General features: G+C 47.4%; 24 protein-coding genes and 3 tRNA genes. 16 read left to right on the forward strand and 11 right to left on the reverse strand.

Annotation, left to right across the window (positions count from 1 at the left end; translation table 11 throughout):
* Positions 1-400 precede the first annotated feature (400 nt).
* A tRNA-Ser gene (locus ACOI06_RS04980) sits at positions 401-465 on the forward strand.
* A 679-nt stretch (positions 466-1,144) separates the two neighbouring features.
* Here ACOI06_RS04980 and ACOI06_RS04985 read toward each other — a convergent pair.
* Positions 1,145-2,665: a Fic family protein gene (locus ACOI06_RS04985; RefSeq protein ID WP_420661410.1), complete on the reverse strand. Its 1,521-nt coding sequence runs from the start codon at positions 2,663-2,665 to the stop codon at positions 1,145-1,147.
* 407 nt (positions 2,666-3,072) lie between these two features.
* Between ACOI06_RS04985 and ACOI06_RS04990 the strand changes: the two genes are divergently transcribed.
* From ACOI06_RS04990 to ACOI06_RS05015, 6 genes are all read left to right on the forward strand, one after another.
* Positions 3,073-5,199 (forward strand): tetratricopeptide repeat protein, encoded by a 2,127-nt coding sequence (locus tag ACOI06_RS04990; RefSeq protein WP_420661411.1) that lies wholly within the window; start codon positions 3,073-3,075, stop codon positions 5,197-5,199.
* Positions 5,200-5,367: 168 nt separating this feature from the next.
* Positions 5,368-6,765 carry an oxygen-independent coproporphyrinogen III oxidase gene (gene hemN, locus ACOI06_RS04995; RefSeq protein WP_420661412.1) on the forward strand — a complete coding sequence of 466 codons (1,398 nt, stop codon included), beginning with the start codon at positions 5,368-5,370 and terminating at the stop codon, positions 6,763-6,765.
* A gap of 1 nt (position 6,766) precedes the next feature.
* A complete protein-coding gene (locus ACOI06_RS05000) occupies positions 6,767-7,486 on the forward strand; it encodes a Crp/Fnr family transcriptional regulator (RefSeq protein WP_420661413.1) in 720 nt (239 codons plus the stop codon).
* A 277-nt stretch (positions 7,487-7,763) separates the two neighbouring features.
* Positions 7,764-8,882, forward strand: a complete 1,119-nt coding sequence (gmd, locus tag ACOI06_RS05005) for a GDP-mannose 4,6-dehydratase (RefSeq protein WP_420661414.1) — start codon at positions 7,764-7,766, stop codon at positions 8,880-8,882.
* A gap of 2 nt (positions 8,883-8,884) precedes the next feature.
* Entirely contained in the window at positions 8,885-9,847 is a 963-nt protein-coding gene (gene fcl, locus ACOI06_RS05010; protein ID WP_420661415.1) for a GDP-L-fucose synthase, read from the forward strand.
* Positions 9,848-9,981: 134 nt separating this feature from the next.
* Entirely contained in the window at positions 9,982-11,424 is a 1,443-nt protein-coding gene (locus tag ACOI06_RS05015) for a mannose-1-phosphate guanylyltransferase/mannose-6-phosphate isomerase (RefSeq protein WP_420661416.1), read from the forward strand.
* 92 nt (positions 11,425-11,516) lie between these two features.
* Here ACOI06_RS05015 and moaC read toward each other — a convergent pair whose 3' ends face one another.
* The 9 genes from moaC to ACOI06_RS05060 form a co-directional block, all read right to left on the reverse strand.
* Positions 11,517-12,005 (reverse strand): cyclic pyranopterin monophosphate synthase MoaC, encoded by a 489-nt coding sequence (gene moaC / locus ACOI06_RS05020; protein WP_420661417.1) that lies wholly within the window; start codon positions 12,003-12,005, stop codon positions 11,517-11,519.
* A gap of 11 nt (positions 12,006-12,016) precedes the next feature.
* Complete coding sequence (gene moaE, locus ACOI06_RS05025; protein WP_420661418.1) at positions 12,017-12,493, reverse strand: molybdopterin synthase catalytic subunit MoaE; 477 nt, start codon at positions 12,491-12,493, stop codon at positions 12,017-12,019.
* A gap of 3 nt (positions 12,494-12,496) precedes the next feature.
* Positions 12,497-12,754, reverse strand: a complete 258-nt coding sequence (gene moaD, locus ACOI06_RS05030) for a molybdopterin converting factor subunit 1 (RefSeq protein ID WP_420661419.1) — start codon at positions 12,752-12,754, stop codon at positions 12,497-12,499.
* Complete coding sequence (gene glp / locus ACOI06_RS05035) at positions 12,751-13,998, reverse strand: gephyrin-like molybdotransferase Glp (RefSeq protein WP_420661420.1); 1,248 nt, start codon at positions 13,996-13,998, stop codon at positions 12,751-12,753. Before glp ends, moaD begins: the two co-directional genes overlap by 4 nt.
* A gap of 19 nt (positions 13,999-14,017) precedes the next feature.
* Positions 14,018-15,001 carry a GTP 3',8-cyclase MoaA gene (gene moaA, locus ACOI06_RS05040; RefSeq protein WP_420661421.1) on the reverse strand — a complete coding sequence of 328 codons (984 nt, stop codon included), beginning with the start codon at positions 14,999-15,001 and terminating at the stop codon, positions 14,018-14,020.
* A 111-nt stretch (positions 15,002-15,112) separates the two neighbouring features.
* On the reverse strand, positions 15,113-15,433 hold the full coding sequence (locus ACOI06_RS05045; protein ID WP_420661422.1) for an AtuA-related protein: 321 nt from the start codon (positions 15,431-15,433) through the stop codon (positions 15,113-15,115).
* 8 nt (positions 15,434-15,441) lie between these two features.
* Positions 15,442-16,809 (reverse strand): acyclic terpene utilization AtuA family protein, encoded by a 1,368-nt coding sequence (locus tag ACOI06_RS05050; RefSeq protein WP_420661423.1) that lies wholly within the window; start codon positions 16,807-16,809, stop codon positions 15,442-15,444.
* Between the two features lie 156 nt (positions 16,810-16,965).
* Complete coding sequence (locus ACOI06_RS05055) at positions 16,966-17,370, reverse strand: hypothetical protein (RefSeq protein WP_420661424.1); 405 nt, start codon at positions 17,368-17,370, stop codon at positions 16,966-16,968.
* 57 nt (positions 17,371-17,427) lie between these two features.
* Complete coding sequence (locus ACOI06_RS05060) at positions 17,428-17,658, reverse strand: hexameric tyrosine-coordinated heme protein (RefSeq protein WP_420661425.1); 231 nt, start codon at positions 17,656-17,658, stop codon at positions 17,428-17,430.
* A 230-nt stretch (positions 17,659-17,888) separates the two neighbouring features.
* On the opposite strand from ACOI06_RS05060, the gene ACOI06_RS05065 reads away from it, so the two are divergent.
* Entirely contained in the window at positions 17,889-18,092 is a 204-nt protein-coding gene (locus tag ACOI06_RS05065; RefSeq protein WP_420661426.1) for a hypothetical protein, read from the forward strand.
* A 231-nt stretch (positions 18,093-18,323) separates the two neighbouring features.
* Positions 18,324-19,034 (forward strand): methyltransferase domain-containing protein, encoded by a 711-nt coding sequence (locus ACOI06_RS05070; protein WP_420661427.1) that lies wholly within the window; start codon positions 18,324-18,326, stop codon positions 19,032-19,034.
* Positions 19,035-19,197: 163 nt separating this feature from the next.
* Here the strand turns inward: ACOI06_RS05070 and ACOI06_RS05075 are convergent.
* Positions 19,198-19,287: transfer RNA gene (locus ACOI06_RS05075), tRNA-Ser, on the reverse strand.
* A gap of 153 nt (positions 19,288-19,440) precedes the next feature.
* Between ACOI06_RS05075 and ACOI06_RS05080 the strand changes: the two genes are divergently transcribed.
* The 7 genes from ACOI06_RS05080 (at position 19,441) to ACOI06_RS05110 (ending at position 25,937) form a co-directional block, all read left to right on the forward strand.
* Positions 19,441-20,418: an NAD(P)H-quinone oxidoreductase gene (locus tag ACOI06_RS05080; RefSeq protein ID WP_420661429.1), complete on the forward strand. Its 978-nt coding sequence runs from the start codon at positions 19,441-19,443 to the stop codon at positions 20,416-20,418.
* A 314-nt stretch (positions 20,419-20,732) separates the two neighbouring features.
* Complete coding sequence (tpiA, locus tag ACOI06_RS05085) at positions 20,733-21,443, forward strand: triose-phosphate isomerase (RefSeq protein WP_420661476.1); 711 nt, start codon at positions 20,733-20,735, stop codon at positions 21,441-21,443.
* Between the two features lie 68 nt (positions 21,444-21,511).
* Positions 21,512-21,907 carry a preprotein translocase subunit SecG gene (secG, locus tag ACOI06_RS05090; RefSeq protein WP_420661430.1) on the forward strand — a complete coding sequence of 132 codons (396 nt, stop codon included), beginning with the start codon at positions 21,512-21,514 and terminating at the stop codon, positions 21,905-21,907.
* A 32-nt stretch (positions 21,908-21,939) separates the two neighbouring features.
* A tRNA-Leu gene (locus ACOI06_RS05095) sits at positions 21,940-22,024 on the forward strand.
* 525 nt (positions 22,025-22,549) lie between these two features.
* Positions 22,550-23,740 (forward strand): AAA family ATPase, encoded by a 1,191-nt coding sequence (locus ACOI06_RS05100; protein WP_420661431.1) that lies wholly within the window; start codon positions 22,550-22,552, stop codon positions 23,738-23,740.
* Positions 23,737-24,297 (forward strand): DUF4276 family protein, encoded by a 561-nt coding sequence (locus tag ACOI06_RS05105; protein ID WP_420661432.1) that lies wholly within the window; start codon positions 23,737-23,739, stop codon positions 24,295-24,297. Before ACOI06_RS05100 ends, ACOI06_RS05105 begins: the two co-directional genes overlap by 4 nt.
* Before the next feature lie 593 nt (positions 24,298-24,890).
* Entirely contained in the window at positions 24,891-25,937 is a 1,047-nt protein-coding gene (locus tag ACOI06_RS05110) for an endonuclease (protein WP_420661433.1), read from the forward strand.
* Positions 25,938-26,241 lie beyond the last annotated feature (304 nt).

Below are 26,241 nucleotides of genomic sequence, written 5' to 3' on the forward strand. Positions count from 1 at the left end.
TAACGCAGTTTAAGGCTACAATAGCTTGCTGCATTCATCAGTCAGGTTCTTATGACCCAGCTGTGGATACAGTTTTACTGAATGTTTACCGAGTCGTTGATCGTGATCACGATGTTTTCAGTAAAGAGTAGGTTGCCGCAATAGCACCCAAAGCCCGGGTGGCGGAATAGGTAGACGCAAGGGACTTAAACAATTTGAGCCTTCGGGGGGAAACGCCCGAAGTGAAGCCCGTCAAACTCGGCGAAAGCCCTGAATGTTGTGACATTCGAGCCAACGCCGAGCCAAGCCCAGTTCTAAAGAGTTGGGAAGGTGTAGAGAGCAGACGGCGGGCACCTACGGCCTAAAGGCTATGGTGAAGGCGTGCTCCAGACCACGAACAGCATCCGTGCTGGCGGCGAAAGCCGAAGTGGTAAGAAAATCCCTCGATCATAGATCGTACCGGTTCGATTCCGGTCCCGGGCACCAGTAACTTATCCTTCTTGGATTTAAGTTTTATTTCACAATTCCATACTAAATCATGTGCTTAAATGACGAAATCTAGCCATGAAATTCTGTGGACGTTTGATGCTGGTTGCAAATTAAACCAGAGCTGTTGCGTGATAGATTCTAGGTATGGTTAGAGACTCATACAAAGGTCGTACATGTCCTCTGCAAATTGATTAATGGCTCGATTTTTTTCAAATTGTGTTTTTTGATCAGGTGGTTGGTAGGCTCCCTGCGAAAGCCCTTCAATGACGTCACATCAATCCGGATTAGCTCCGTGTGATAGAAGTTCAATGACTTTTTCCTTTGGAGTGCCATTAAACCTCTGAGTAGCAATGTAGCAATATATTCAGCAACGTCTTTAGTACGATCACAGAGGTGACCGCAAGCAATTCGCTCAAGATTAAAATGAGGCCTTTAAGAAGTTTCATGTTGTTGTCTTCTCGTTTATACGACTCATCCGTCTGCGTTTTTTAACAGCAATGGCTGTGTAAGTGAGTGTTTTTAGCTATTTGTTCAATGTATAACCTGTGGCAGCAATATGAGTATGAGGGATAACCAATAGATTTTGTCGGCATCCGCGAGCTTTTGGACATTCAATCTTTTGAAGACCCGCTCTATGTCTGGACGCTGAGGGTTTGAGGTTCAAGGGATGGTGGTTTTATGTCTCGAAGGCTGATTGCACGGCTTCCGTAATACGTTCAGCCAGTTGGGTATCATCCAATTGTGGGTACGCTTTTTTTAGTTTTCCAGAAATTTTCCAGTTGTTTTCTTTAAGAGATCGAATGATGCGATTCGCATCTTGATCGGACATCTCCAACACCTCTTTGAGTTGGTCTTGAGCTCGTTGGAAAATTATTAGTGCGCGAGCCTCATCGGCCATTTCGGTCTGAACCGTATGCGCAATGACCCGTGCGGTGTATAGAACGTGCTCGGTTAAGTCAGGGTAACGCCACGCAAACTGCGCATCATCGCTGTCATCAAAGAGTAGATTGCTTCGCGTGCCATCCTCGTAGACGACAGGATTGCCGAATCGGTAAGACGTTGCGTAGCGTTGCATGAATGGTTTCGAAAATACTTCTAAGGTGCGGTCGTAGCGTGCCCGAAAATCAGTTGAGCTTGTGATAGTGGTGGATACAGGTAGGATCACACCATCAGGGATCGCGTGATCACGAATTAGCGTGTCATTAATTAAAAATCGATGAATACGCCCGTTGCCATCGCGCATAGGATGAATGTAAACAAAGGCGAAGGCGAGTACAGCGGCTCGAACGATTGGTTCAGCTCCCCGGGTTGCCAATTCGACTACTTTTAGGCCTTCGAGCAGCTCAGTTAGCATTTCGTAGTGTGGAGCAATGTAATGCACGATATCTTCGCGCATCGTTGCTTGACCTACGAAGACAGGAGAGCGTCTTAAGCCTAGACCTAGCGCATTATGCCCTAAAATGTCGGCTTGTAATGTGTGTAGGCTGTCTTGGCTCAGTGGGTTCTCGATATGGCCACAATACTTGGCGATCACATGCGCAAATCGTTGAATTCTGTCACTTTGATCGGCTTCTTTTTCGATGAGAAAGCTTGCGCGTGATTCTTTGAAAATCAGCCAACTAGCTGTGCGCATCAAGGTGTCGGCACCAAAAGTTTGGTTGAGTTCGCACAGTGCAGCGTTCAGATCCAACTGCAATGCTTCTTGCACGGCCTCAGTCCGGCGAACAATAGGGCAAAACTCAGGTGCACCAGGGAAATTGTCATTGATACGCCAGCGTCGTATTCGCAGCGGTTTAACTCGAGTTAGGTACTGCTGTGAAGAAATGGCATCAACGTAGGCGCCATTTGTCACGTCAGGAACATCCAAATGTTGCCCTGTTAGCCATTCGAACAAAAAACCAGTGCGGCGAGCATATTGACCAAAAGGTGCTTGCCGGCACCAAGCCTCAATAGGCTCGGGGCCAACTGCAGCAAACAGGCGGGCAAAAAATTCGAGATGAATTTCTTCGTACTTGAGACCAAACTCGAAATGTCCCGCAAAATCATCCGCTGGCTGATAGCTCGTTGGGTATTGGTTTTTAAGCTGCCCGTTGCTTTCGTGACTCGTGCGTGTTTTGCTGATCACTGACTCGATGCGTAGTGGTTGTGCAAGTGCAATACCGTAGCGATCGACGAGTGCTTTAAAGCCTACTTGCATGATTGAATTTCCTGACGATAGTCAAAAATCTGACTCGGGAAGATATGATACGTGAAACATTCGTTCAATCGTCATAAAAATGTTAATGTCTGCACGAAATTGATAATAAAACGATAATTTTTGTTGAAAACGTTAATGAAATAGAGCTGCTTCAGAAAATGCCCAAGTCTTTCTCGGAGCGCGTGAGCCTGAAAAGCTCGGGTGCGGTCAATCGTTTTTTGATCGGTGCTGCGATAGAATCAAAGTTCAGGGATCATGCTACGCATGTTGTTGTGCTTTCATGCAAAATTAGTCGGCTGATGTGCTTGCTGGCATGAATCCTGTGTATCAATCAAATATGCGACTGTTAAAGCCTATGCCCGTAGAGTGCGGTGCTTGGGTCTTCGCATCTAAAATAAGGAAGCTCGGTGGATATCGAAACGCGTTTAGATCAGGTTGCAGGTTTTCTGCAAACAGGTAAACCAGAAAAAGCGCTAAGCGTTTTAAGATCTATCCAGAAACAGTTTCCTAATCATGCAGAAACTGCCCACTTGTTGGGTGTCACTTATTTTCAGCAAGGGAAGTTGCAGCGTGCCATTGATGAACTTCAAAAAGCAACAAAGCTCGATCCACACCAAGCTGTTCAGTGGAACAATCTTGCGCTCGTTTATGTGGCACAAAATCAATTAGAAAATGCACGCCAAGCCCTTGAGCAAGCTTTGTTGATCTCGCCACAGAATGTCGATTCTCTATTCGGTCGAGGAAATGTCTTTCGAGCGCAGGGTTTATTTGATCAGGCAATCGCAGATTATGAGGCTGCACTGAAGCTAGATCCTTATTCACTGGATACGCTAAATAATTTAGGCTGTGCGCTTATGAGTCATCAGAAGACTGAGCGTGCACAGACTGTTTTTGAGCAAGCCTTACAGATCAATCCCAAATTTGTGCGTGCTAGGAATAATCTGGGTCTTTTATATGAGGCACTAGGGCAGTGGGCAGAAGCAGAATCCGCTTACCGTTTGGCAGTGTCTCACGCGCCCGACTATTTGGAAGCACGTGTCAATTTAGGCAATGTGCTGATGCGTAACCATGAATATGCGCAAGCCGCTGAACATTACGCACGTGCGCAAAAGCTCAATGCGCACCAGCCTTTCATTGCAGGTAATTTGGCCTATGTGCGCAGTATGCAATGTGATTGGCAGCAATATAAACAGACCTGGAGTCGTATAGAAGGTCGGATTCGACAGGGCGAGATGCCTTGTAGCCCTATTCAACTTTTGAATGGGAGCGATGATCCAGAGTTATCTAAAAGGCTTTCTCAGATGTATGCGAAAGACATGGTGAAGCAGCCTGATTTGCCACCTTTGTCCGAAGTCCAACAAAGTCTGTCGAGTGAGTTTCCTAAGGATGATCAAAAAATTCGAATCGGTTACTTTTCATCTGATTTTCGTGATCATCCGGTTGCAACTTTAATAGCAGGTGTGCTTGAGGACCATGATACGCAACGTTTTGAGGTTTTGGGTTATGCGCTCGATGCACAAAACACCAGCGAGATGCGTTCCAGAATTGGTCGGGCCTGTCAGCGCTTCTTTGAAGTGGGTGCGATGAGTGTGACGGATTTAGTGGAGTTTGTGCGTGGGCATGATCTGGATATCGCCATTGATCTGAATGGTTATACCGAGGGCGGTCGAGCTGCAATTTTTAAAGCGCGTGTAGCGCCTTTGCAAATCAGCTATTTAGGTTATCCAGGCACTTCAGGCGATCATTTCATTGACTATACGATTGCAGACTCCTTTGTGATTCCAGCACAGATGCGTACGTCCTGGACTGAGCATGTCATTTACATGCCGGATTCGTTTCAACCCAATGACGATAGTCGTCAGGTGAACGCAGATGGACTCAGCAGAGCACAGTTTGGTCTGCCACAAGAGGCTGTTGTGTTTTGTTGTTTCAACAAGTTGTATAAACTCACGCCAATGGTTTTCGAAAGTTGGATGCGCATCCTGAAACGCGTACCCAATAGCGTGTTGTGGCTTTACTCTGAAGATCCTGTGGCACAGGATAATTTAAAGCGTCAGGCGCAAAAACAGGGTGTTGATGCGAATCGTTTGGTGTTTGCAGGTCGAACTGAGCAATATGAGCAGCATTTGGCACGCTACCAGTTAGCCGACTTGTTTTTGGATACTTTCCCGTATGGGGCTCATACAACGGGTAGTGACGCACTTTGGGCGGGTTTACCTGTTTTAACGCGAACAGGCCGTTCTTTCGCCAGTTGTGTGGGCGAGAGTATGGTGCAGGCACTTGGAATGCCTGAACTAGTGACTCGAGATGCCAAGCAATTTGAAGAACGGGCAGTGTTATTGGCGCAAGAATCAGGCGGATTTGACCGATTAAAAGCACAATTGGCACAAGCCAAGGCTCAAGCGCCGTTATTCCAGACAGCGGCCTATACCCGACACTTAGAGTCCGGATATACGCAAATCGTCACGCGACATAGAAATGGTCAAGCACTATGTGATATTCGACTGAATACAGATGGTATTTCTGAAAATTAACACTGTGATCAGTACGTTAGTTCGTTTTCTGATGCTTCTGTCAACAGAATCTCTGATATGTGAGTTAAGGCGCTTTTGAGCAACTGTTTTATCTGACCTTGTTTTAAATCAAATTTCTGTCATAGGGAATTGAGCCATATTGAGCGCTCAGGGTATATCGTATCGTGCATGAAGATACAAACAGTTACCTCTGAGCAGTTCGATGCCGAACTAGTGGCGCGTCATGATGGCCATGGACCGCGCTATACATCCTATCCAACCGCCGACCGCTTTAAGACAGTTTCGTTGGCTGATGAGTATTCACAAGCGATTCGTGCGCGCCAAGTCGGCATGCAGGACAATCCGCTCTCCTTATATGTCCATATTCCGTTCTGTGACACGTTGTGTTACTACTGCGCCTGTAACAAGATCATCACGCGTCACCGTAGTCGCGCAGATGAATACCTTGATGATCTGGAACGAGAAATTGCGCTGGTGAAGACGTTGTTTGCACAACGCCCTAGTGTGACGCAGTTGCATTTTGGCGGGGGAACGCCAACCTTTCTGACGAATGAGCAAATGACGCGCTTGTTTGCCATGCTGCGCGAGACTTGGGACTTTGAAGACGATGCGGAGTGCTCCATTGAAATTGACCCACGACGTTTGCCTGAAGGCTCTTTGGCTCTATTGAGATCACTAGGTTTCAACCGCATGAGCCTGGGCGTGCAAGACGTGGATCCTCAGGTGCAAAAAGCAGTGAACCGAATTCAACCTAAAGAGTTGACAGAGTCAGTGCTGAATGAAGCTCGAGCTCTGGGATTCCGTTCGGTCAATATGGATCTGATTTATGGCCTGCCTTATCAGACCGAGGAGACCATGACGCAGACACTGGCGACGGTGATTGCTTGGCGACCAGATCGGATTGCACTCTATAGCTACGCACACTTGCCGCATCGTTTCACATCGCAGCGTCGGATCGATCCTGAGAAGATGCCAACACCCCAACAAAAACTCGCCATGCTCGAACAAGCTGTGACGACCTTGCTAGGTGCGGGTTATGTCTATATCGGGATGGATCATTTTGCATTGCCAGAGGATGAACTCGCCCAAGCACTTACAAACGGCACTTTGCAACGTAACTTCCAGGGTTATGCCACGCGTGCTGACAGTGATTTGATTGCATTGGGAGTGTCTGCGATTGGTCGTGTAGGTGGGGTGTATGTTCAAAACGCGCGTGATCTCGAAACATATAAAGAGCACTTGGATCGAGGTGAATTGCCACTGATTCGTGGGCTTGAAATGAGTCAGGATGATGAGATCCGACGCGATGTGATTCATACTTTGCTCTGTCAAGCGCAGCTGGATTTTGCGGATGTGAAGCAGAAATGGTCGATTGATGCAGCGGACTACTTCAAGCAGGAATTGAATGCTTTACAAGATTTGATTGATGATGGTCTGGTTAATTTGAACGAGCAAGGCATCGTCATTACACCGAAAGGGCGATTTTTAGCGAGAGTCGTTGCCATGCGGTTTGACCGTTACCTTCGGGAAGGCACACCACTCGTTCGTTATTCAAAGGTCATTTGACATGGTGAGAACAACCCTTGAACTAGAGCGTATGTTGTTGGCACTGAACCTGTTTGATGGCATGGCCAAGGCTCAGCTGGTTTGGTTAATCAGCATGGCTGAGCATGTCGAACTGAAACGGTCAGAGATTCTGTTTGAGCGTGGTGACAGGGTTGACCGTTTTTATGTGTTGGTGCATGGCCAGTTGCAATTTGTGATGACGGGTCCACCAAGTACCTCTTCAGGGGATGTGACAGATCGAGCACCTGAGAAAGTGGTGGAGATTTTTAGTCCAGGACATACGTTTGGGGAAAGTGTGCTTTTGCCTAAACAGCGTTGGATTGCGCAAGCGAAAGCATTAGGGGCTTGCCGATTACTGGCGTTTAAACAAACGGATTTGCTCAATGCGATGAAGCAGTCTCATGAGCTATCTGTGAAGATTTTAGTTTCACTAAGCAATCGGCTTGAAACCTTGCTTCAGGATCTTGAGTCGTCCAGTTTTAGAAATGCTGCACAACGTGTGGCCGAGTATGTGTTGAATTTACCGCGCAGCGGCCCAGAAGCAAACTTACAGTTTCATAAGCGCACGATTGCATCTAAATTGGGTTTGCAGCCTGAGACGTTTTCTCGATCGCTTAAGAAACTGTCCACTGAAGGGCTCATTACCGTGAATGGGCCAAGAATCATTATTCATGATGAGGCTGCGCTCGCAAGCATGGCAGCTGTTGATTCACCTGTGTAAAGCAGACAATCCAAACGAGTAACCCCTCACAGTGCGCTACATTCGAACCCGAAGGAATGAAGAGAAGCGGGGGTATTGTTGGTGTGAAGTGTAGCACCGTAAAGAGTTTATGCCAAAGAAATATTTAGCGAATAAAGAGGCGTTATTTAAATTAAGTGCTTTTAGTTTTTAAGTAACAATCCATGTATGCTTGTGATCATGACCGCTTAAAGCGGTTTTCTTGTTTGTATTATCAGTCATAGAATGTCTACAAACGATCTTTATGGAAAGTGGGGCGATGGTTAAAAAAGCGTTGATCACAGGTGTGACAGGTCAAGATGGTTCTTATCTTGCTGAGTTTCTCCTCGAGAAAGGCTATGAGGTGCATGGTCTTAAACGTCGATCGTCATCTTTTAATACCCAGCGCGTCGATCATATCTATCAAGATCCGCATACAGACAATAAACGATTTATTCTGCATTACGGTGATTTAACAGATGCTTCGAATTTGACGCATCTCATGCAAAAAATCCAACCTGACGAGGTGTATAACCTCGGCGCACAATCCCATGTGGCAGTGAGTTTTGAGTTGCCCGAATACACAGCTGATGTGGATGCCATGGGGACGCTGCGTCTGTTGGAAGCGATTCGTCTGCTTGGTTTGGAGAAAAAAGCACGTTTCTATCAAGCCAGTACCAGTGAACTCTATGGTTTGGTGCAAGAAACACCCCAAAAGGAATCGACACCTTTCTACCCACGATCACCTTATGCAGTTGCAAAGCTTTACGCCTACTGGATTACGGTGAATTATCGAGAAAGTTATGGTATGTATGCCTGCAATGGCACACTCTTTAATCATGAAAGTCCACGCCGGGGCGAGACTTTTGTGACCCGAAAAATTACGCGTGGTTTGGCAAATATTGCCCAAGGGCTGGAGACCTGCCTGTATATGGGCAATATTGATGCGTTACGAGACTGGGGACACGCTAAAGATTATGTCCGCATGATGTGGTTGATGTTGCAACAAGACCAGCCTCAGGATTATGTGATTGCCACCGGTGTGCAGCATAGCGTACGGACTTTTATCAATTGGGCAGCGAATGAACTGGGTATTCAATTACGTTTTGAAGGTGAAGGTGTTGATGAAATTGGAATTGCGGAGTCGGTGACAGGTGACCGGGCGCCCGCTGTGAAAGCAGGGGATGTTTTAGTGCGTATCGATCCGCGTTATTTCCGTCCAGCCGAAGTTGAAACCTTGCTAGGCGATCCGTCCAAAGCTAAGCGTGAGCTTGGCTGGGTTCCTGAGATCTCAGTCCAAGCAATGTGTGCTGAAATGGTGGCTGAAGATCTTAAAGTAGCTAAACGCCATGCTTTGCTCAAAGAACATGGTTATGAAACCTTTGTCATCAATGAATAGCCATGATTAAGCGTGTTTATGTTGCTGGTCACCGTGGTATGGTGGGTTCCGCGTTAGTGCGTCAATTGCAAGGCAATGAAAATATTGAATTGATCGCAAAAAGCCGTGCTGAACTGGATTTGCTTGATCAAGCTGCTGTGCAAGATTTCTTTTCAAACGAACAGATTGATGAGGTGTATTTAGCAGCTGCCAAGGTGGGTGGGATTCATGCAAACAATACCTATCCCGCCGAATTTATTTATGAAAACTTGATGGTCCAGAGTAATGTGATTCACGCAGCCCATTTGTCAGGGGTTCAAAAGCTATTGTATCTAGGCTCTTCGTGTATCTATCCAAAGTGGGCTGAGCAGCCCATGCGTGAAGATGCTTTATTGACCGGTACGTTGGAACCAACCAATGAGCCTTATGCGATCGCAAAGATTGCAGGCATTAAACTGTGTGAAAGTTATAACCGCCAATATGGACGGGACTATCGCAGTGTGATGCCAACCAATTTGTATGGTCAGGGTGATAATTTTCATGCGGAAAATAGTCATGTGATCCCGGCCATGATGCGTCGCTTTCATGAAGCGAAAATCGCAAAAGATAACGAAGTGGTCGTTTGGGGCACAGGTAAACCGATGCGCGAATTCATGTATGTTGACGACATGGCGGCTGCTTGTGTATACGTCATGCGCTTGGACAAGGAAGCGTATGAAGCACATACTCAACCGATGCTGTCACACATCAACATTGGAACCGGTGTTGATTGCACGATTTTTGAGTTGGCTCAAACTATGAAAAAAGTGGTCGGCTTTAAGGGTGATGTTTGTTTTGACAGCAGTAAGCCAGATGGTACGCTCCGAAAACTGATGGATGTCTCGCGTTTGAAAGCCTTAGGTTGGCAGGCAAATACTGCATTAGAGGATGGGTTACGTAAGACGTATCAATGGTTTTTAGACAATCAGACCAATATTCGTCAATAGAGTAAGCTCTTAAAGTTTAAGTTCGTATAAAAAAGATAGCCTTGTTTCATCATTAAAAGCAAAACCACAGTGATTGGATCAATGTGGTTTTTGATCAGGTCGTACGTGCATCAGCATGCTGAATGGTGTTTTAAATGATTCCAGTTCTTATGGCCGGAGGATCCGGCACGCGTTTGTGGCCATTGTCACGTGCTGCTTATCCCAAACAATTCTTGGCGCTCAACAGTCATCTGAGCTTGTTGCAGGAGACGGCTCAACGTTTGTCAGGATTGCCGGTTGAAAAACCCATTGTGATTTGTAATGAGGAGCATCGGTTTCTTGTTGCAGAACAACTTCGTCAACAGCAACTCGATGTTGATATTTTGTTGGAGCCTGTGGGGCGCAATACTGCGCCAGCGATTGCACTTGCAGCATTACATGCCATCCAACATTCTTGTGAAAGTTCCCCTGTGCTGCTCGTTTTAGCGACAGATCACACTATTTTGGATGATGCGGCATTTCGACAGGCTGTGTGTCGTTTGTTGCCACAGGTGGAGGAGGGTTGTTTTGGTGTCTTGGGTGTCACACCAACAGAACCGACATCGGCTTATGGGTACATCCATACAGGTGATGAGTTAGGTCATGATTTACGGCAAGTGCGAGCGTTTGTAGAGAAACCTGATGCAGCGACTGCGCAAGAGTATCTCGATCAAGGTGATTACCTTTGGAATAGTGGCATCTTTATGTTGCGTGCAGACCAGTACTTAGAAGAACTGCGTAAATATCAACCTGAAATATTAAGTGCTTGCCAAAAAGCGATGGAATCCGTGACAGTTGATCAGGACTTCACACGCATTGATGCACAGGCGTTCATGGATTGCCCTGAAAACTCGATTGACTACGCACTGATGGAACCCTTGTGTGCGCAAGCAAATAACAAAGTGGTGGTTGCGGAGCTGGATGCGGGTTGGAGTGACGTTGGAAGTTGGTCAGCATTGTGGGAAATCAAGGATAAAGATGAGCACGGCAATGTCGTGATGGTTCGTGATGATCTGACGACTGAAGATGTTGTTTTGCAAGATAGCCAAAATAATTTGGTCTGTGCGCACAGCAAACTTGTGACCCTACTTGGTGTGGAGAACTTAGTCGTTGTGGATACAGATGATGCTTTGCTGATCGCAAATAAATCGGATGCGCAAGAGATCAAACAGATCGTGTCGATCTTAAAGGGTAAGGGCCGTCACGAGTATCAGAGCCACCGTGTTGTTTATCGACCTTGGGGAAAATATGATTCGATCGACGCAGGCCACCGTTATCAGGTTAAGCGCATTACGGTTAAGCCCGGTGCAAGATTGTCTTTGCAAATGCATCATCATCGTGCAGAGCACTGGATTGTTGTTTCGGGCACAGCCAAAGTGACAATTGGTGATAAAACTTTCCTGATGACAGAGGATCAGTCTACGTATATCCCTGTTGGGGAAATCCATAGTTTGGAAAACCCCGGTGCGATTCCTCTGGAAATGATCGAGGTTCAGTCGGGCGCGTATCTTGGTGAAGATGATATCGTGCGTTTCGAGGATCTTTATGGACGATCCTGAGCCGTGAGATTATGAACTGATCTTGAAAAATAGTGATCAATCGGCACAGTAACCGTCCATCATACAGAATGTGTGCTGTCGTAAATCTTCGGCTAGACGCTGTCTTGACGCAACCAATGTCCGGACTTACCCCCGACTTTTTCTTCGAGTTGAATGTCTCGAATGACCATGGCACGATCCACGGCTTTGAGCATGTCGTAGATGGTGAGTAAAGCCACACTGACCGCAGTTAACGCTTCCATCTCAACACCGGTTGGGCCAACAGTTTGTGCCGTTGCGATGCATCGCACGGTTTGTTGTTGCGCATCTTGGTCAAACTCAACGCTGACTTGAGTCAGTGCAATGGGGTGGCACAGCGGGATGAGTGTGCCGGTTTGTTTGGAAGCCATGATGCCAGCAAGGCGTGCAATGCCTAGTACATCGCCTTTTTTGCTGCTTCCTTCGGTGAGTCGTGTGTACGACACGTCAGATAATTGAATCAGGCCGCTGGCACGTGCTAAACGGGGTGTTTGTGGTTTGCTGCCGACATCGACCATGTGGGCCTGACCCTGGGCATCAAAGTGCGTGAGTTGTTTAGACATCTTGTTGTTCTCTATGAAGCGTCGGTTTCCCAGCGGGACAGCGCGTCGTCATCGCTTTGTCGATGCTGAACCCAGTGTGATCCATCTGGTGTTTGTTCTTTTTTCCAGAAGGTGGCACGCGTTTTGAGGTGATCCATGATGTAGGCACAGGCATCTTGCGCGGCATGACGGTGTGCGCTGCTGGTGAGCACTAAAACGATATTGTCACCAGGAAAGAGTTTGCCGTAGCGATGAATGACGCGAACAGCAGCAATCGGCCAGCGTTGTGCGGCTTCTTGAGCGATGGCTTGAATGACCTGCTCTGTCATGCCGGGGTAGTGTTCGAGTTCCAGTGTATGCACCGTGCTACCAGTATTGAAATCACGCACCCGTCCGACAAATGAGGCAAACGCACCTTCGGTTGTGTTGCCTGCCAGAAAACTCTCGTATTCTTCTCCCGCCTGAAAAGGCTCGGCTTGAACTCGGATCTCAAGTTGAGCTGCTGACATCGCTTAGCCTCCCGTTACGGGTCTGAAAAACGCGATCTCAGCCTTATCAGGAATAGCGCTACTCATTTGCGCCATCTCTTGATTGACCGCTACTTGGAGTGGGTATTGGCTGGAGAAGGCTTGTGACCAAGGTTCACCTTGAGCAGTGAGTTGATCGATGAGGTCTTGCACGGTCACTGTGTCAGCAGATAACTCGAGCGTTTCGTCTGATCGACCGAGTTGCTCACGCAGTTCCCCAAAAAAAAGAATTGTAATTGTCATGATGAAAGGGCAATTAAATCAGCCATTGGTAAGTAGGCAACCGTGTCGCCCGCTGAGAAACAGTGCCCGGCTGGAATGTCGACTAAACCATCAGCCCAAGCCACACTGCTCATCACGCCTGAGCTTTGGTTGGGCCAGCGTTCCAAGACCACAACGCCCGGACTGACAGTACGGCGCCGCACACGGATAAATTCACGGCGCGAGTCTGCTCTGGGCCAATCAAAACCGGCAATCATGGGTTGATGGGCGAGCGGTTGGGCTGCTTGACCTAGACGTGCACGTAAAAACGGCAAACCCATTAACAAAAATGTGACATAGGCACTGACTGGATTGCCGGGCAGGCCTAGGATGTCGGTGTCATGGACTTTGCCATAGGCCAGAGGCTTGCCAGGTTTCATGCCAATTTGCCATAGATCAATCTGACCCATAGACTCCACGGCTGCGCGCACATGGTCTTCTTCACCGACAGATACGCCACCGCACGTAATGATTACGTCGGCTTCATGGCTTGCAGCTTGCAGCGCACGCTGTGTGCTGATGGCCGTATCGGGCACAATGCCCGGGTCCAAGACCTCGCAGCCTAATTGTGTGAGGAGTGTTTGCAACCAATAACGGTTGCTATTGTAGATTTGACCATTGCCCAGTGGTTGACCGGGTTCAACCAGCTCATCGCCTGTTAGTAACAGTGCGATTTTTAATGGGCGGGCAACGACCAATTCGGTAATGCCGACAGACGCAGCCAGAGCAAGATGGGCGGGGTGTATTAACGTACCCGCAGCCAGTATCTCACTCTCTTGAGAAATGTCTTCCCCACGTTTGCGTATGAAGTCGCCTTGTGCACAAGTCACGTGGGTTTCAATTTCAGTTTCAGAAAGTACTTGCACGTTTTCTTGGGGGATAACGGCATAGGTTCCGCGCGGCACGGGAGCACCTGTAAAAATGCGGGCTGCTTGTCCGGGTTGTAGTGGCATGCCGCACATGCCGGCAGCGATGCGCTGCGTGACGGTCAAGCGCATTGGGCTGGCAGTCGCTTCTTCTGGACAAATGGCATAGCCGTCCATAGAGCTGTTATCAAAACCAGGGACGTTCATGGGCGATTGCACGGACTGCGCTAAAACGCGATTAACCGCCTGCAGTAGAGGAACGGTTTCAGTTTGTGTGATCGGTCGGGCATGCGCCATCAGGCGTTGTCGAGCCTCATCAAAATCTAAAAGAGGGCGGCGTGGCTTATCTGTATTGGACATATCACTCGGTCGTGAAGAATTAGCCCCCGGTTTGGGACATGAAACGGACAATTTTTTCCGGGGTTTGTAAGAAGTCATGTTGCCAAGGCTTTTGTTCGATACCTTGACGCAGTGCGTCAAGAATCGGTCTATCATCATCGGGATGCTGTCTTAAGAGATCTCGCATTTCAATTCGAGCCTCTTGACCCAAGCACAGGTAAATGGTGCCATCGACGGATAAACGGACGCGATTACAGGTCTCACAGAAATGGTCACTAATTGGTGTGATGAAACCAATCTGTGTTTTGCCATCTGGTGTTTGCCAGTAGCGAGCAGGACCGCCACCTAGTGGAATCATGACGGGGATGAGTCCGTGCTCTTCGCGTAGTTTGGCCATCACGGGTTGCAGTGACACAGTGCCTGTTTTACGACCGGTATCCCCAATGGGCATGGTTTCAATCATGCGTAGCGTTAAACCGCGCTCTCGACAGAAGTTGAACATGTCTTCAACTTCCATGTCGTTGACGCCTGGCATCAAAACCATGTTGATTTTGACGGGTCGCAGATCGGCTTCTAGAGCTGCATCAATGCCTGCGAGAATTTGTGGCAAGACATCACGGCCGCAGATTTTCGCGATTTTTTCGCGATCAAGACTATCGAGACTGATATTGACGCGGGCAAGTCCGGCTTCCTTTAAGGCTTTCGCAAAGCGGGGAAGTCGCACCGCATTGGTGGAGACGGACACATCCGGGATATTGGCTTCATCACGCAAACGAGCCACTAGATCGGGTAGGTTTTTTCGCAGTAATGGCTCACCACCTGTTAAGCGAATGCGGCGAGTACCGTGCGCCGACAAGATGCTTGCCAAGCGAACGATTTCATCAAAATGCAGCCAGCCAGCGGGTTCGCGGTAATCCTTAAACCCCACGGGCATACAGTAGGCGCAACGCAAATCACAGCGGTCTGTGACGCTGATGCGCACATACTCAATTTTGCGACCATAACTGTCAGTTAACTGATTCAAAACTCAATCCTTTGCAGTAAGTGCAGAGCCTGAAGGTAGAAAAAACAATCTTTCACTTATAAGCATACCGTTACCTAAGCGCTGACATGCCCTATACCCCTATGTTTGTCTCTAAATCTGTCCTTGTATTTCCATAGAAAGCAAATGAAAAGATAATGATTTTCCGTGCATATCCAGATTTAAAGCGTCGTTGACACCCCCTTGCAAGACGTCATCAATCACAAAGTTCATGGCTTGTAAATTCGGAAGCAGATAACGCGTGACCTGACTAGGTGAGCGAAACGCAAAATGTGCTTTGACGCGGGCTTCGGTGACCTCACGAACTAAGCGTTCGTAATCTTGCGGTTGGTACGCGATAACACTGATATTGATGCGGTTGCCTTTGTCACCGGTTCTTGCATGCGCCAGATCGTAGAGTCGAGTTGATTGCATAAATGACCTCACAGAATCTCAAATGATTGGGGCAGCTGATCGCGTGAAAGCAAGCAGGAGACTAATGACAATCGCGGGCGCTTATGGACGCGTACACCACCGCCGCCGGCTGGGCCACAGGTCCAGAGTGCATTGACTTCACGCAATAAAGCATCGATCGCTGAAACATCGTCATGTTTGGCAGCCACACGTAAGCGCACATCTTGTGGTCCTGAGAACGGGGTCACGTTGGTAAGTTGGGCTTCCTTTTGACTTAAAAGCGTGCTGTCGTCATCATTAAAGAGGCTGCATACGCCAATCAGATCAAATCGCAATGACAGTTGTGGAGACAGTCGTTTTGAGAGGGTGTCTCTAGCTAGCTGCGCGCGCGCCAGCGCATTAGGACCTGAATAAGAAATCTCGCCTTCACCAAACCAGCCCCCATCAAAAAAAGCATTTACTTTCAGTGTGTTGGTGCGTGGGTGTCCGCGCACACCCGTTAATTGAACAATGTTGGGTGCGATTTCTGTGACCTGTGCTTGTGTAATATCCGCAACCACATCCGGGGTGATGTAAGCAGCCGGATCATGTACTTCATATAAAAGTTGCTCAATGACGGTTTGTCGATTCAAAAGACCACCCGTGTGATCGGCTTTGGTCAGAATGCAGGTGCCATCTTCAAAGATTTCTGCAATCGGAAAACCGATCTGATCCATGCCTGGAACGTCTTTATGGCCAGGGTCTGCAAAGTAACCACCCGTGACTTGGGAGCCACATTCAAGCAAATGACCAGCCATAGAGGCGCCGGCAAGCTTGTCCCAATCGTCTTCAGCCCAGCCGTAATGTGCCATGGCAGGACCCAGCACGAGGCTAGGATCGGCAACACGACCCGTCACGACGATTTGCGCTCCGGCAGAAATGGCTTGTGCAATGGCCTGTGCCCCTTGATAAACATTGGCGCATACAAAACGTTTGGATTGGAGTGAACCCCCGAGCGTTTGCGTGAGAAGTGACTGACCTTGCGCATCTGATAAGTCGTCACCTGTCACGACGGCAATCTTGGGTGGTGTTAAACCGAGCTCAAAAGCCAGTTCAAAAATTTTACGTGCTGCTGCTTGTGGATTGGCTGCCCCAAAGTTGCTCACAATAGTGATGTTGTGTTGCAGACATAAAGCCAGAATGGGTCGCAGCTCTAACTCGAGTAGCGGCTCATAACCTAGATTTGGGTTGTTTTGACGTGCCAGATGATTGATCGCCAATGTGCGTTCAGCGAGGTTTTCAAAGATGAGGGCTGCTGGACCACCGCGATGCACAAGGGTTTGTACGACAGGTAAAGCCGCATCAACCCTATCACCAGAAAACCCGGCACCACAGCCAATCAGAATAGAGTGCTTCAATGGAACGGCCTCCCTTGGGTGGGTGTGCTTAGTTGACTTACATCGGAATCGGCAAGCTTTTTGTATATGTTTTGTGGATTTTACAAAAAGACACACCGCAGTGTGTCTCAATGTAACGCTCATCCTGACGTCTGTAAATTATCCAAAGGGCGTAGTTCAGTCAGTTTTAGGGTCAGGGTCGGGTTGTTTCATACGGCGTTTACCACGCACCAAGGGTCCCAGTTCAAAAGCTAAGACGAGTAAGACGTAAATGCCGACTGCACCCCAAAAGCCGTAATGTAGATACGAAATGGATAAGAACATGGCCATGACGGCAAGGAGCAACACGCTTTTAAGCGTACCACCGACGATGAAACAGTAAATGAAATAGGCCAGCATGGCCAGAATCCACCAACCACTACTGTTGTAGGACTGCAGAGTCAGGAAAGTGACAAAGGCCACTTCCAGACTGCCAATGATCAGACTGATTAGATAAATTTTGTTCATTAATTTGAATGGAGGCCGAATGAAAAACACACCTGCGCCCTTAAGGCGATCAGGTGTGAGTGTAACGTGAGACATCGGTCTCGTAAGGTCACTGCAAAGAAACCGATCATTGGTTTCTTAATGCATCGGAAGTTACTTGCGCCAGTAATTGTTCGCAGCAGCAACCGTTTGAAAGTTGATGGCAATCACCTGTGAAGCGGCAGTGAGTGTGTTGGCATCGTTTGCGTAAACGGGGCGCAACTTATGCAGAACTTCAGGGTCAGGTTGTGTGTATTTGACACCACGACGGCTCATCGTAATCGCGAGTTCAAAGCCTTCTTGTGGCGTGTCAGTGATCAATGAGGTTAACCATGTGTCAGCCATGCCAGTCTCCTTTAAAGGTGCTGATAACTTGATCATAAGCGATGCTGAGCAATTAGTAACTAAATAACAGTATCGGCTAAACGGTCATTCTAGTTATTTGAATTCAGTTGCTATGCTGGATAAATGGTTTGAGATATGGTGGAAGGTGTTGCAATTTGGCTAAGATTTGTTTGTGGTGATGTTCGGTTGTTCCGAGTCGCATAAAAAACGAACGGGCAGAAGGAGTGGAGATGGGGTTTCTTTTGTATGTGTTAATTAGCGGTGGTGTGGGGTTTGCGATCGGTGCGGGTAAGGGTAGGCCAATTGCGGGAACCTTACTGGGTTTCTTCTTGTTTATTCTGGGCTGGATTATTATCGCGCTTTTACCCAAAACCATTGAAAAACAAGCTGAAGATCAAGCGAAGATTCGAGCGATATTGGACACAAGGTCATAGCTATTCGGCAGATATGTTCTTTTTTAAGCACTTAAACGTTACTGGTTTGCGTTTTGTTTTGTTGACCAGTGTTGATCGAGGTGCAAGTAATGTGAGTCTGACGTTAGGTTTCGAATGTTTATCGATTATCGGTCTTTGACATCCCTAATCGAGGATACAGTCAATCGCTTCCGATGGTACGTTGCTCAATGCACTACAATTCATTGAATCATGAAGTAGAGCGTAGCAGTTATGGACGAAGCAACAAAAACTAATATAGTACGTGGTCCGGGTTTTGCGGATCTCTATTTGCGAGGCAAAGTGATTGATATTGGCTGCGGTCGTGATCCAGTTTGCTCATGGGCCGAACCGTTTGATCTTGAGCATGGTGATGCGGGTCAGATCGATATGCTGCGTGAGATTGAAGCCTACGATGCAGTCCATAGTAGTCATTGCTTAGAACACATGCCGGATCCTGCTGATGCGTTGGTCCGCTGGTGGCGCTTGGTTAAACCTGGCGGTTATTTGATTATTGTGGTTCCCGATGAAGATCTGTACGAACAGGGTTTTTTTCCGAGTCGTTTCAACGATGATCACAAGGCGACTTTTCGAATGGGTGGGCAAACTAGTTGGTCGCCCGTCTCCCACGACATTGTTGCGTTAATTAGTTCTCTTGAGGGAGCTGAAATCATTGATGCACGCATACAAGATCAACACTACGATTGGAGCTTGCGTCATCATCCATACCAAGCTGCGGAGAATAAACCTTGGCAACGATATAAGCGCCGTCGTAAATTGTTGCGCATTTTGGCGAAACCACTTGGTCGAGCTAAACGTGATGCGCTCACTCGGGAGTTTGAGGATCGTTGGTTCCGAGAACACGGTATTCCGGTTGATCAGACAGCTCGCGAAGCGTTGGCCCAGATTCAGGTTATTGCACGCAAGATCAAGACTGGAAGCTGATGTCCTCTCTCTTTATTAGTCAACAATAGGCGTACTACTTAGGGCGAGGGCTTAATAGGGGATGCTTGGCTATGTAGTCCTACACATAGAAACAACAAAAAATCCCGCAATGCGTTTGAATATGCGGGCTTCTATACGTTTGGCTTTGTTGTATGCACATAAGTGGCGGTGGGTCAGGGATTCGAACCCTGGAAGGAGTCACCCCCTTGCTAGTTTTCAAGACTAGTGCCTTCAACCACTCGGCCAACCCACCGTGATACAGATCTGTCTTTGAATAAAAGACAGTTGTTGTTTGATACAACAATCTAACAGGTTGCAGATTCTAACACCAATATGCCAGAAAAGTACACCTCAGTCGTGATAGGTTGCATAATGAATGTTTGGTCATGAATTGTTGGGAGAAAATATGCGAGCCATTGAAATCGTAGAGCCAGGTGGCCCAGAAGTCCTGCAAATTACTGAGCGTCCAATGCCAGTTGCGGGTCCGGGTGAATTGTTGATTAAGGTTCATGCGGCGGGTATTAACCGTCCTGACGTCTTTCAGCGCCAAGGTAATTATGCGCCGCCACCAGGGGCAACCGATATTCCTGGGCTGGAAATTGCTGGTGAGGTGGTCTCAGGTGATTTGGCCAATTCGCCTTTCAAAGAAGGCGATCAGATTTGTGCGTTGGTGGCTGGTGGCGGTTATGCAGAGTATTGTGTTGCACCGATTGAGCAATGTTTGCCCATACCCAAAGGTTTGTCCATGATTCAGGCAGCTGGTTTGCCAGAGACATATTTCACCGTTTGGTCTAATGTGTTTGACCGAGGTGCTTTGGCTGAAGGTGAGCGTTTGTTAGTGCACGGTGGCGCTAGTGGTATCGGTACAACAGCAATTCAAATTGCGACTGCGCTGGGCCATGAGGTTTATGCCACAGTGGGTAGCGATGAGCGGGTTGCCGCCGTGGAGAATCTTGGTGCAGTCAAAGGGATCAACTACAAAACACAAGATTTTGTGGAGGAAATTAAAACTGCCACAGATGGCAAGCGTGTCAATGTGATCCTGGATATGGTGGCTGGCGACTACATTGCTCGGGATGTGAAATGTCTGGCCGACGATGGTCGGATTGTGATTATTGCAACACTCGGTGGTAGCCGTGCTTCGTTTAATTCCAATGAGTTGATGCGTCGTCGTCTGACGATTACAGGTTCGACCTTACGTCCACGTCCTGTTTCGTTTAAGGCAGCGATCGCAAAACAGTTGCAAGAGCGTGTTTGGCCCTTACTTGAGGCAGGCAAAATCGAGCCAATTATTCACGCAACCATGCCTTTAGCCGATGCGTCCGCAGGGCACGCCATGATGGAAGCAGGTGAGCAGATCGGTAAGATCATTCTAGTTGTCTGATTTTTACAGAATGAAGCGTTACAATGGGGAGTTGCGTCACGCATTCCCCATTGCATTGATCGTTATAGTTAGCTGTGGGTATTGACCGATTCGATTGTTGAACACACAAGATCGTGGGTCGCCCGACGCCGCTAGTTAGCGCACTCTCGCTTTCGATAGAAATATTTAAAAAGTTGGTGTCTTCAGATCATCATAGAAGAATGATCTCTAATACAACCTTATTGAATTTAGTCATGACTACAAATACTTCAGTTGCATCGTCGCAGGAAACTCAATTTAGTAGCGCACCCACATCACGTGCGCGTCGATTAGTGATGGGCAACTGGAAAATGAATGGTTCGCTGCAGACTAACCAAGCTCTGCTCGGTGAGCTGCGCGAGCTTTATGACAGAACATGCGGCAGTGATCTGGTTGTGTGCGTCCCTGCACCTTATCTGGCACAGACGCAACAGCTTTTAGATGGCACCCCGATCACCTGGGGCGGACAAGATGTCAGCGCACATGACAAAGGTGCGTATACGGGTGAAGTCAGTGCAGCGATGTTGTCAGAATTTGGTTCTCGCTGGGCTTTGGTGGGACACTCGGAACGTCGCACATTGCATGGTGAAACCGATCAGGTCGTGGCTGATAAAGCATTGGCCGCATTGCGTGGCGGTTTGACGCCAGTTGTGTGTGTCGGAGAATCATTGCAAGAGCGCGACCAGGGGCAAGTCGCCGAAGTCATTGAGCGACAGTTAAAACCTGTGCTGGCGTTGGGTGATGAAGCGATTGCGCGTCTCGTGATTGCTTATGAGCCTGTCTGGGCGATTGGTACAGGCCGCAGTGCGACACCCGAACAAGCGCGTGAAGTTCATGCTTTAATCCGAAAGCTGGTCGGTGATGCTGGGAAAAATGTACCTTTGTTGTATGGCGGTAGCGTCAAGCCAGATAATGCAGGCGAATTGTTTGCCATGGACAACATTGATGGCGCCTTAGTTGGTGGCGCCTCTTTGGTTGCAACAGAATTTTACGCAATCGCAAACTGACTAGACAGCGTGCGGTTGCTTGAATATAGAAAGAGATAGAAATACACATTAGGAGCGAGTTACTCGTTATGTCTACGCAATTCACAATTCTGCTGGTGGTTCAAATACTGGCATCGTTCACAATTATTGTGCTGGTGTTGCTGCAGCAAGGTAAGGGCGCTGATATGGGCTCTGCGTTCGGTAGTGGTTCAGCAGGTAGCTTGTTTGGTTCCACAGGTGCGGCTAACTTCTTGTCACGAGCTACAAAGTGGGCTGCAGTTGTTTTCTTTGCAGCAACGATTGGTTTAGCTTATTTGGGCAATTTGACGGGTGACAAACAAGACACAGGCATTATGGAAGGCTTTATGCCCAGTCAATCTGTTCCTGCAGCACCTGAGTCCAAAGCGAGTGCGGTGCCTAGCGCATCGGGTGCATCTGGAGCAGCAGATCAGTCAGGTTCATCAATACCTGCTGCAAAAGATTAAATTCAATGGTAGAATCTCGTTCTTGTTATGAAGCCGACGTGGTGGAATTGGTAGACACGCTATCTTGAGGGGGTAGTGGCGAAAGCTGTGCGAGTTCGATTCTCGCCGTCGGCACCAAATTAAAAAATCGATTGTTTAAATCACAATCGATTTAAAGATCCAAGAAGAAGCCCGCATGAACATAAGCGTCACGCGGGTTTTTTTGTGTGCGCAGCATGGAGGCAACGGTGGTTGAAACGTCTCAGAGGCATCTTTTATGCTAAAGATTTCGTTGCGAGACTGGTTTTATTGATTTGCAAAATGAATAGGAGGGCAAATGGTTGTGTATGCCCAAATCAGGACATATAAAGATAGATGCTCTGAATCATGGCGTTTGAGCCAATGAAAGTACTGGTTTTGTCCAAACGATATTAAGCCGCGAAAATGTCCTCACTATGAAAACATTTAAAATAAGTTCGATGAGAAGAAGCTGCTCTCTGGTGGCAAAAGTTGCCGTACATATCAAACGTTTGTGAAAGCAGACTGAAGATATCACGATGTAACGAGCGTTTTCTGTCCTGTATCACCACAACGTGATTAGATTTGTTGGATGAAGATCGAAGTGGCATTTAGGTTTGGCTAGATTTTTAACAAGGCTGCAGCATGAGAATCGAAAGTATTCGACTGAAAAACTATAAAAGTTTCAAAGCAACGGAAATGAATGAGTTGCCACGTTTGTGCGTGGTTGTTGGCGCAAACGGAAGCGGTAAATCTACCTTATTTGATGTGTTTGGTTTTCTGAAGGATTGTCTGACATATAACGTACGCCAAGCTTTGCAAGTACGGGGTGGTTTTCGTGAAATGTTGAGTCGAGGTGTGGATGGTGCAGAATCTATCGAGCTGGAAATCAAGTTTCGTATGGACGTGATCGGTGTCGAGCGCTTGGTTACTTACCTATTAGAGATAGGTCAAGAAGATGGTCAAGTGATAGTGCGGCGTGAGATTTTGCGCTACAAACGTGGTCGCTACGGCTCTCCGTTTCATTTTCTAGATTTCTCTGGTGGTGAGGGCTACGCTATTCTCAATGAAGAGGATTTTGGTAAGGAAAACGAAGAACTACAACGTGAGTATCAGGAAATTAGTAGGGATGGGCTCGCAATTAAAGGCTTAGGTCAATTTACCCGCTTTCAAGCCGCTAGTGCTTTTCGACAATTGATTGAAAACTGGCATATTTCAGATTTTCATATTAACCGTGCTCGAGGTAGTAAAGAAGCGTTGGGTGAGTTTGAGCACCTCTCGATCACCGGAGATAACCTACAGTTGGTTGCGCGTAATATTCACGATAATTATCCAGAAGTATTTCAGAAAATTGTGAATGCGATGAAGCATCGAGTGCCGGGCGTGACCGATATAAAACCTGTGCTGACGCAAGACAATCGCCTAATTCTCTCTTTTCAGGATGACGCTTTTAAGGATCCATTCATTGATAGCAGAGTCTCAGATGGCACAATCAAAATGTTCGCTTTTTTGGTGTTGTTGTACGACCCTAGTCCCCATCCATTGCTTTGCATTGAGGAACCAGAGAATCAGCTCTACCCCAGCCTGCTGTGGGAGCTGGCGGAAGAATTTAGAGCCTATGCCGAACGAGGTGGACAAGTATTTGTTTCAAGCCATTCCCCAGACTTTCTTAATGCGGTGGATTTGGACGAAGTGTTTTGGTTAACCAAAGAGAAAGGATATACCAGTATTTTCCGTGCGCGGGATAATGCGCAATTAAAGGCTTTTGTGGCCGAAGGTGATCAGATGGGGTATTTGTGGAAGCATGGGTTGTTTCCGGGAGCAGATCCCCTATGAATGAGTTGGTGGTGTTTTTGGAGGAGCCTTCCGCTAAGGCCATGTTGCAGGGTGTTTTGCCACGATTACTTGATGGCAGTGTCTCGATTCGTTATGTCGTATTTGAAGGCAAGCAAGATCTGGAGAAGCGTTTGGTGGCTCGGTTACGTGCTTGGCAGAATCCAAAAGCACGTTTTCTGGTCATGAGGGATCAGGATAGTGGCGATTGTAGAGAAATCAAGCAACGTATATTAGGGCTATGTCATGAGGCTGGCCGTGCTTATGCGTTAGTTCGTATTGCTTGTCGAGAGCTAGAAAGCTTTTATTTGGGAGATTTGTATTCGGTTGCTCAAGCAATTGGTCCAGCCAATCTGGTCAGTTTGCAAAATAATACTAAGTATCGGACGCCTGATAGGATGAATAATGCGGCTCAGGAGTTAAAGCGTATTGCCAAAGGTTATCAGAAAGTATCTGGTTCTAGAGAGATAGGAAAACAGTTGAGACTAAGTGGCAATCGTTCTGAAAGTTTCAATCAGCTGCTTGATGGCATTAGAAAACTGATGAGCGATATAAATTAATTTCAATATTGTACGTGCTACCGTTTTAATCTTTTAAGGATGCTTAGTACGAAGACGAGCTGTTTACAGACAAAATGAGCGGTGGGCAATGAGTTTAGGCATATTTGGCCGGAAAGTGTGAACGCCGATCAGAAAGCGCGGTTATTTGACGGCGTTCAACGTGTGACGTAATTTCGTATCGGTGCAGCCGATTCGGCGTTCGGTTTTCTTTTGCTATTGAGAGCGTGGATCGTTGAGCGTAGCGAGGCGAGAAGCGCCCTCAATGCGCTTGGAATGTGAAGTGAGTTGTCACAAAAGCAATCAAGAATCTAATCCAGCAACACATAGGCAAGAGCTGAGTCAAAAGTGGCTGCAAACGGTGTGATGATGGGCATTCAGCCGCCGCATCATGAGAAGAGTCTTTATGATTCAGAGAGCGGAAAGGAAGCTGATAATTTACCGACTGAGTTCGTAAGTCATGAAGCAGCAATACATCTAGCCAAACTAGTGTTCTGAGCTTTAGTCGACCATTAGAAGGTCGCTGGTATGCTTAGGCGCTATTTGTTTTGGGGTGGAACCCCCATCAATGGGTTTGACAAGAATAGGTTGTAAAGATGCTTCGGAATTATCTGCGCTTCATGATTGCGATGCTTTTGTTCGTTGTTGGTGTTTCGGCTGTTGCCGCAGCACCACAGACATTTTCTGAAGCGAAAACAGTCGCACGCACAAAAATATACGCAGATCGTAATCAGTCGGAACTGGGAACACTTTATTGCGGCTGCCAATGGCGTTGGGTAGGTCAGTCTGGTGGGCGAGTCGATTTGGGATCCTGTGGGTACCAAGTTCGAAAGAATCAGGAGCGAGCTAACCGAATCGAATGGGAGCATATCGTTCCTGCCTGGACGATTGGTCATCAACGGCAATGTTGGCAACAGGGTGGACGCAAGAATTGCACCGCAAATGATCCAGTCTTTAATGTCATGGAGGCAGATTTGCACAATCTGTCGCCTGTGATTGGAGAGGTAAACGGAGATCGCAGCAATTTTAATTTCGGTATGGTTTCAACAAGCATGCCGAATCAGTATGGGCAATGTACGACAAGAACGGATTTTAAAGCCCGTACGACTGAACCCAGAGACCAGGCCAAAGGCAGAGTTGCCAGAGTTAGCTTTTATATGTTTGATCGATATGGCTTGAGAATGTCTAGACAGCAACAGAGGTTGTTGATGGCTTGGCATAAACAGTTTCCTGTTGATGCATGGGAATTGGAGCGTGATCGGCGAATTGCTGCAGAAATGGGACACAACAATCCGTTTGTAACGGGCGAAAAAACGTGGACATTAGATTACCGTCCTAGCGGTGAGGGTTTAAAAACCCTGAAAGAAAAGGGTGTGCAGTCTGATTCGCAACGTACAAAAGAAGTAGTAGGGCAGGCATCCGTGTTGCCTAAGGGCGAACAAGACCGAGAAACGCACAGCCAGGATCGAAGCCTGCCCCCTGGAGCCAATCCCATCATCGGAAATAAACGAAGTCGCGTGTATCACTTGCCCCAAGGCTGTCCTAGTTACGATCAAGTTGCGACGCATAATCAGCAGTTTTTTACAGATGAAGTTCAGGCCAAGGCTGCTGGTTTCAGAAAGGCGGGTAATTGCAGACGATAAGCTCGGTTCTTGGATTTACATAAGCGGTTTAATTGCCGATTAGAAAGTCTTTGATTAGAAATTCACAAATCGAGAAATGTTGCATAAAGCCTACAAAAAGTTGAGAAAAACGCGCTAAAACGGTGTTTTATAGAAGAAATAGGGCGTAAAGCTGGATTTAAAACTGAGGTGCGGTGTACATTTCGTTTCAGAGCAGTCGCACATAAACGTTCGAAATGATGCCTCAGCTCAAAAATATAGTACGACTGAATTTGTTGCGTTACCCCAACAGTTTTGTGGCAGTTTCTTAGATAAATCGGCGAAT

The sequence above is a fragment of the Orrella sp. 11846 genome (assembly GCF_048820935.1).
Classification (GTDB): Bacteria; Pseudomonadota; Gammaproteobacteria; order Burkholderiales; family Burkholderiaceae_B; genus Algicoccus.

Coding starts and splice junctions, on each gene's coding strand:
- glp (WP_420661420.1), bottom strand. CDS start 13,998: ATGTCCAATACAGATAAGCCACGCCGCCCTCTTTTAGATTTTGATGAG.
- moaE (WP_420661418.1), bottom strand. CDS start 12,493: ATGTCAGCAGCTCAACTTGAGATCCGAGTTCAAGCCGAGCCTTTTCAG.
- ACOI06_RS05015 (WP_420661416.1), top strand. CDS start 9,982: ATGATTCCAGTTCTTATGGCCGGAGGATCCGGCACGCGTTTGTGGCCA.
- ACOI06_RS05000 (WP_420661413.1), top strand. CDS start 6,767: ATGGTGAGAACAACCCTTGAACTAGAGCGTATGTTGTTGGCACTGAAC.
- ACOI06_RS05065 (WP_420661426.1), top strand. CDS start 17,889: ATGGGGTTTCTTTTGTATGTGTTAATTAGCGGTGGTGTGGGGTTTGCG.
- ACOI06_RS04985 (WP_420661410.1), bottom strand. CDS start 2,665: ATGCAAGTAGGCTTTAAAGCACTCGTCGATCGCTACGGTATTGCACTT.
- ACOI06_RS05110 (WP_420661433.1), top strand. CDS start 24,891: ATGCTTCGGAATTATCTGCGCTTCATGATTGCGATGCTTTTGTTCGTT.
- ACOI06_RS05060 (WP_420661425.1), bottom strand. CDS start 17,658: ATGGCTGACACATGGTTAACCTCATTGATCACTGACACGCCACAAGAA.
- ACOI06_RS05100 (WP_420661431.1), top strand. CDS start 22,550: ATGAGAATCGAAAGTATTCGACTGAAAAACTATAAAAGTTTCAAAGCA.
- ACOI06_RS05055 (WP_420661424.1), bottom strand. CDS start 17,370: ATGTCTCACGTTACACTCACACCTGATCGCCTTAAGGGCGCAGGTGTG.
- ACOI06_RS05070 (WP_420661427.1), top strand. CDS start 18,324: ATGGACGAAGCAACAAAAACTAATATAGTACGTGGTCCGGGTTTTGCG.
- secG (WP_420661430.1), top strand. CDS start 21,512: ATGTCTACGCAATTCACAATTCTGCTGGTGGTTCAAATACTGGCATCG.
- ACOI06_RS05080 (WP_420661429.1), top strand. CDS start 19,441: ATGCGAGCCATTGAAATCGTAGAGCCAGGTGGCCCAGAAGTCCTGCAA.
- moaC (WP_420661417.1), bottom strand. CDS start 12,005: ATGTCTAAACAACTCACGCACTTTGATGCCCAGGGTCAGGCCCACATG.
- ACOI06_RS05105 (WP_420661432.1), top strand. CDS start 23,737: ATGAATGAGTTGGTGGTGTTTTTGGAGGAGCCTTCCGCTAAGGCCATG.
- ACOI06_RS05045 (WP_420661422.1), bottom strand. CDS start 15,433: ATGCAATCAACTCGACTCTACGATCTGGCGCATGCAAGAACCGGTGAC.
- fcl (WP_420661415.1), top strand. CDS start 8,885: ATGATTAAGCGTGTTTATGTTGCTGGTCACCGTGGTATGGTGGGTTCC.
- tpiA (WP_420661476.1), top strand. CDS start 20,733: ATGGGCAACTGGAAAATGAATGGTTCGCTGCAGACTAACCAAGCTCTG.
- moaD (WP_420661419.1), bottom strand. CDS start 12,754: ATGACAATTACAATTCTTTTTTTTGGGGAACTGCGTGAGCAACTCGGT.
- gmd (WP_420661414.1), top strand. CDS start 7,764: ATGGTTAAAAAAGCGTTGATCACAGGTGTGACAGGTCAAGATGGTTCT.
- hemN (WP_420661412.1), top strand. CDS start 5,368: ATGAAGATACAAACAGTTACCTCTGAGCAGTTCGATGCCGAACTAGTG.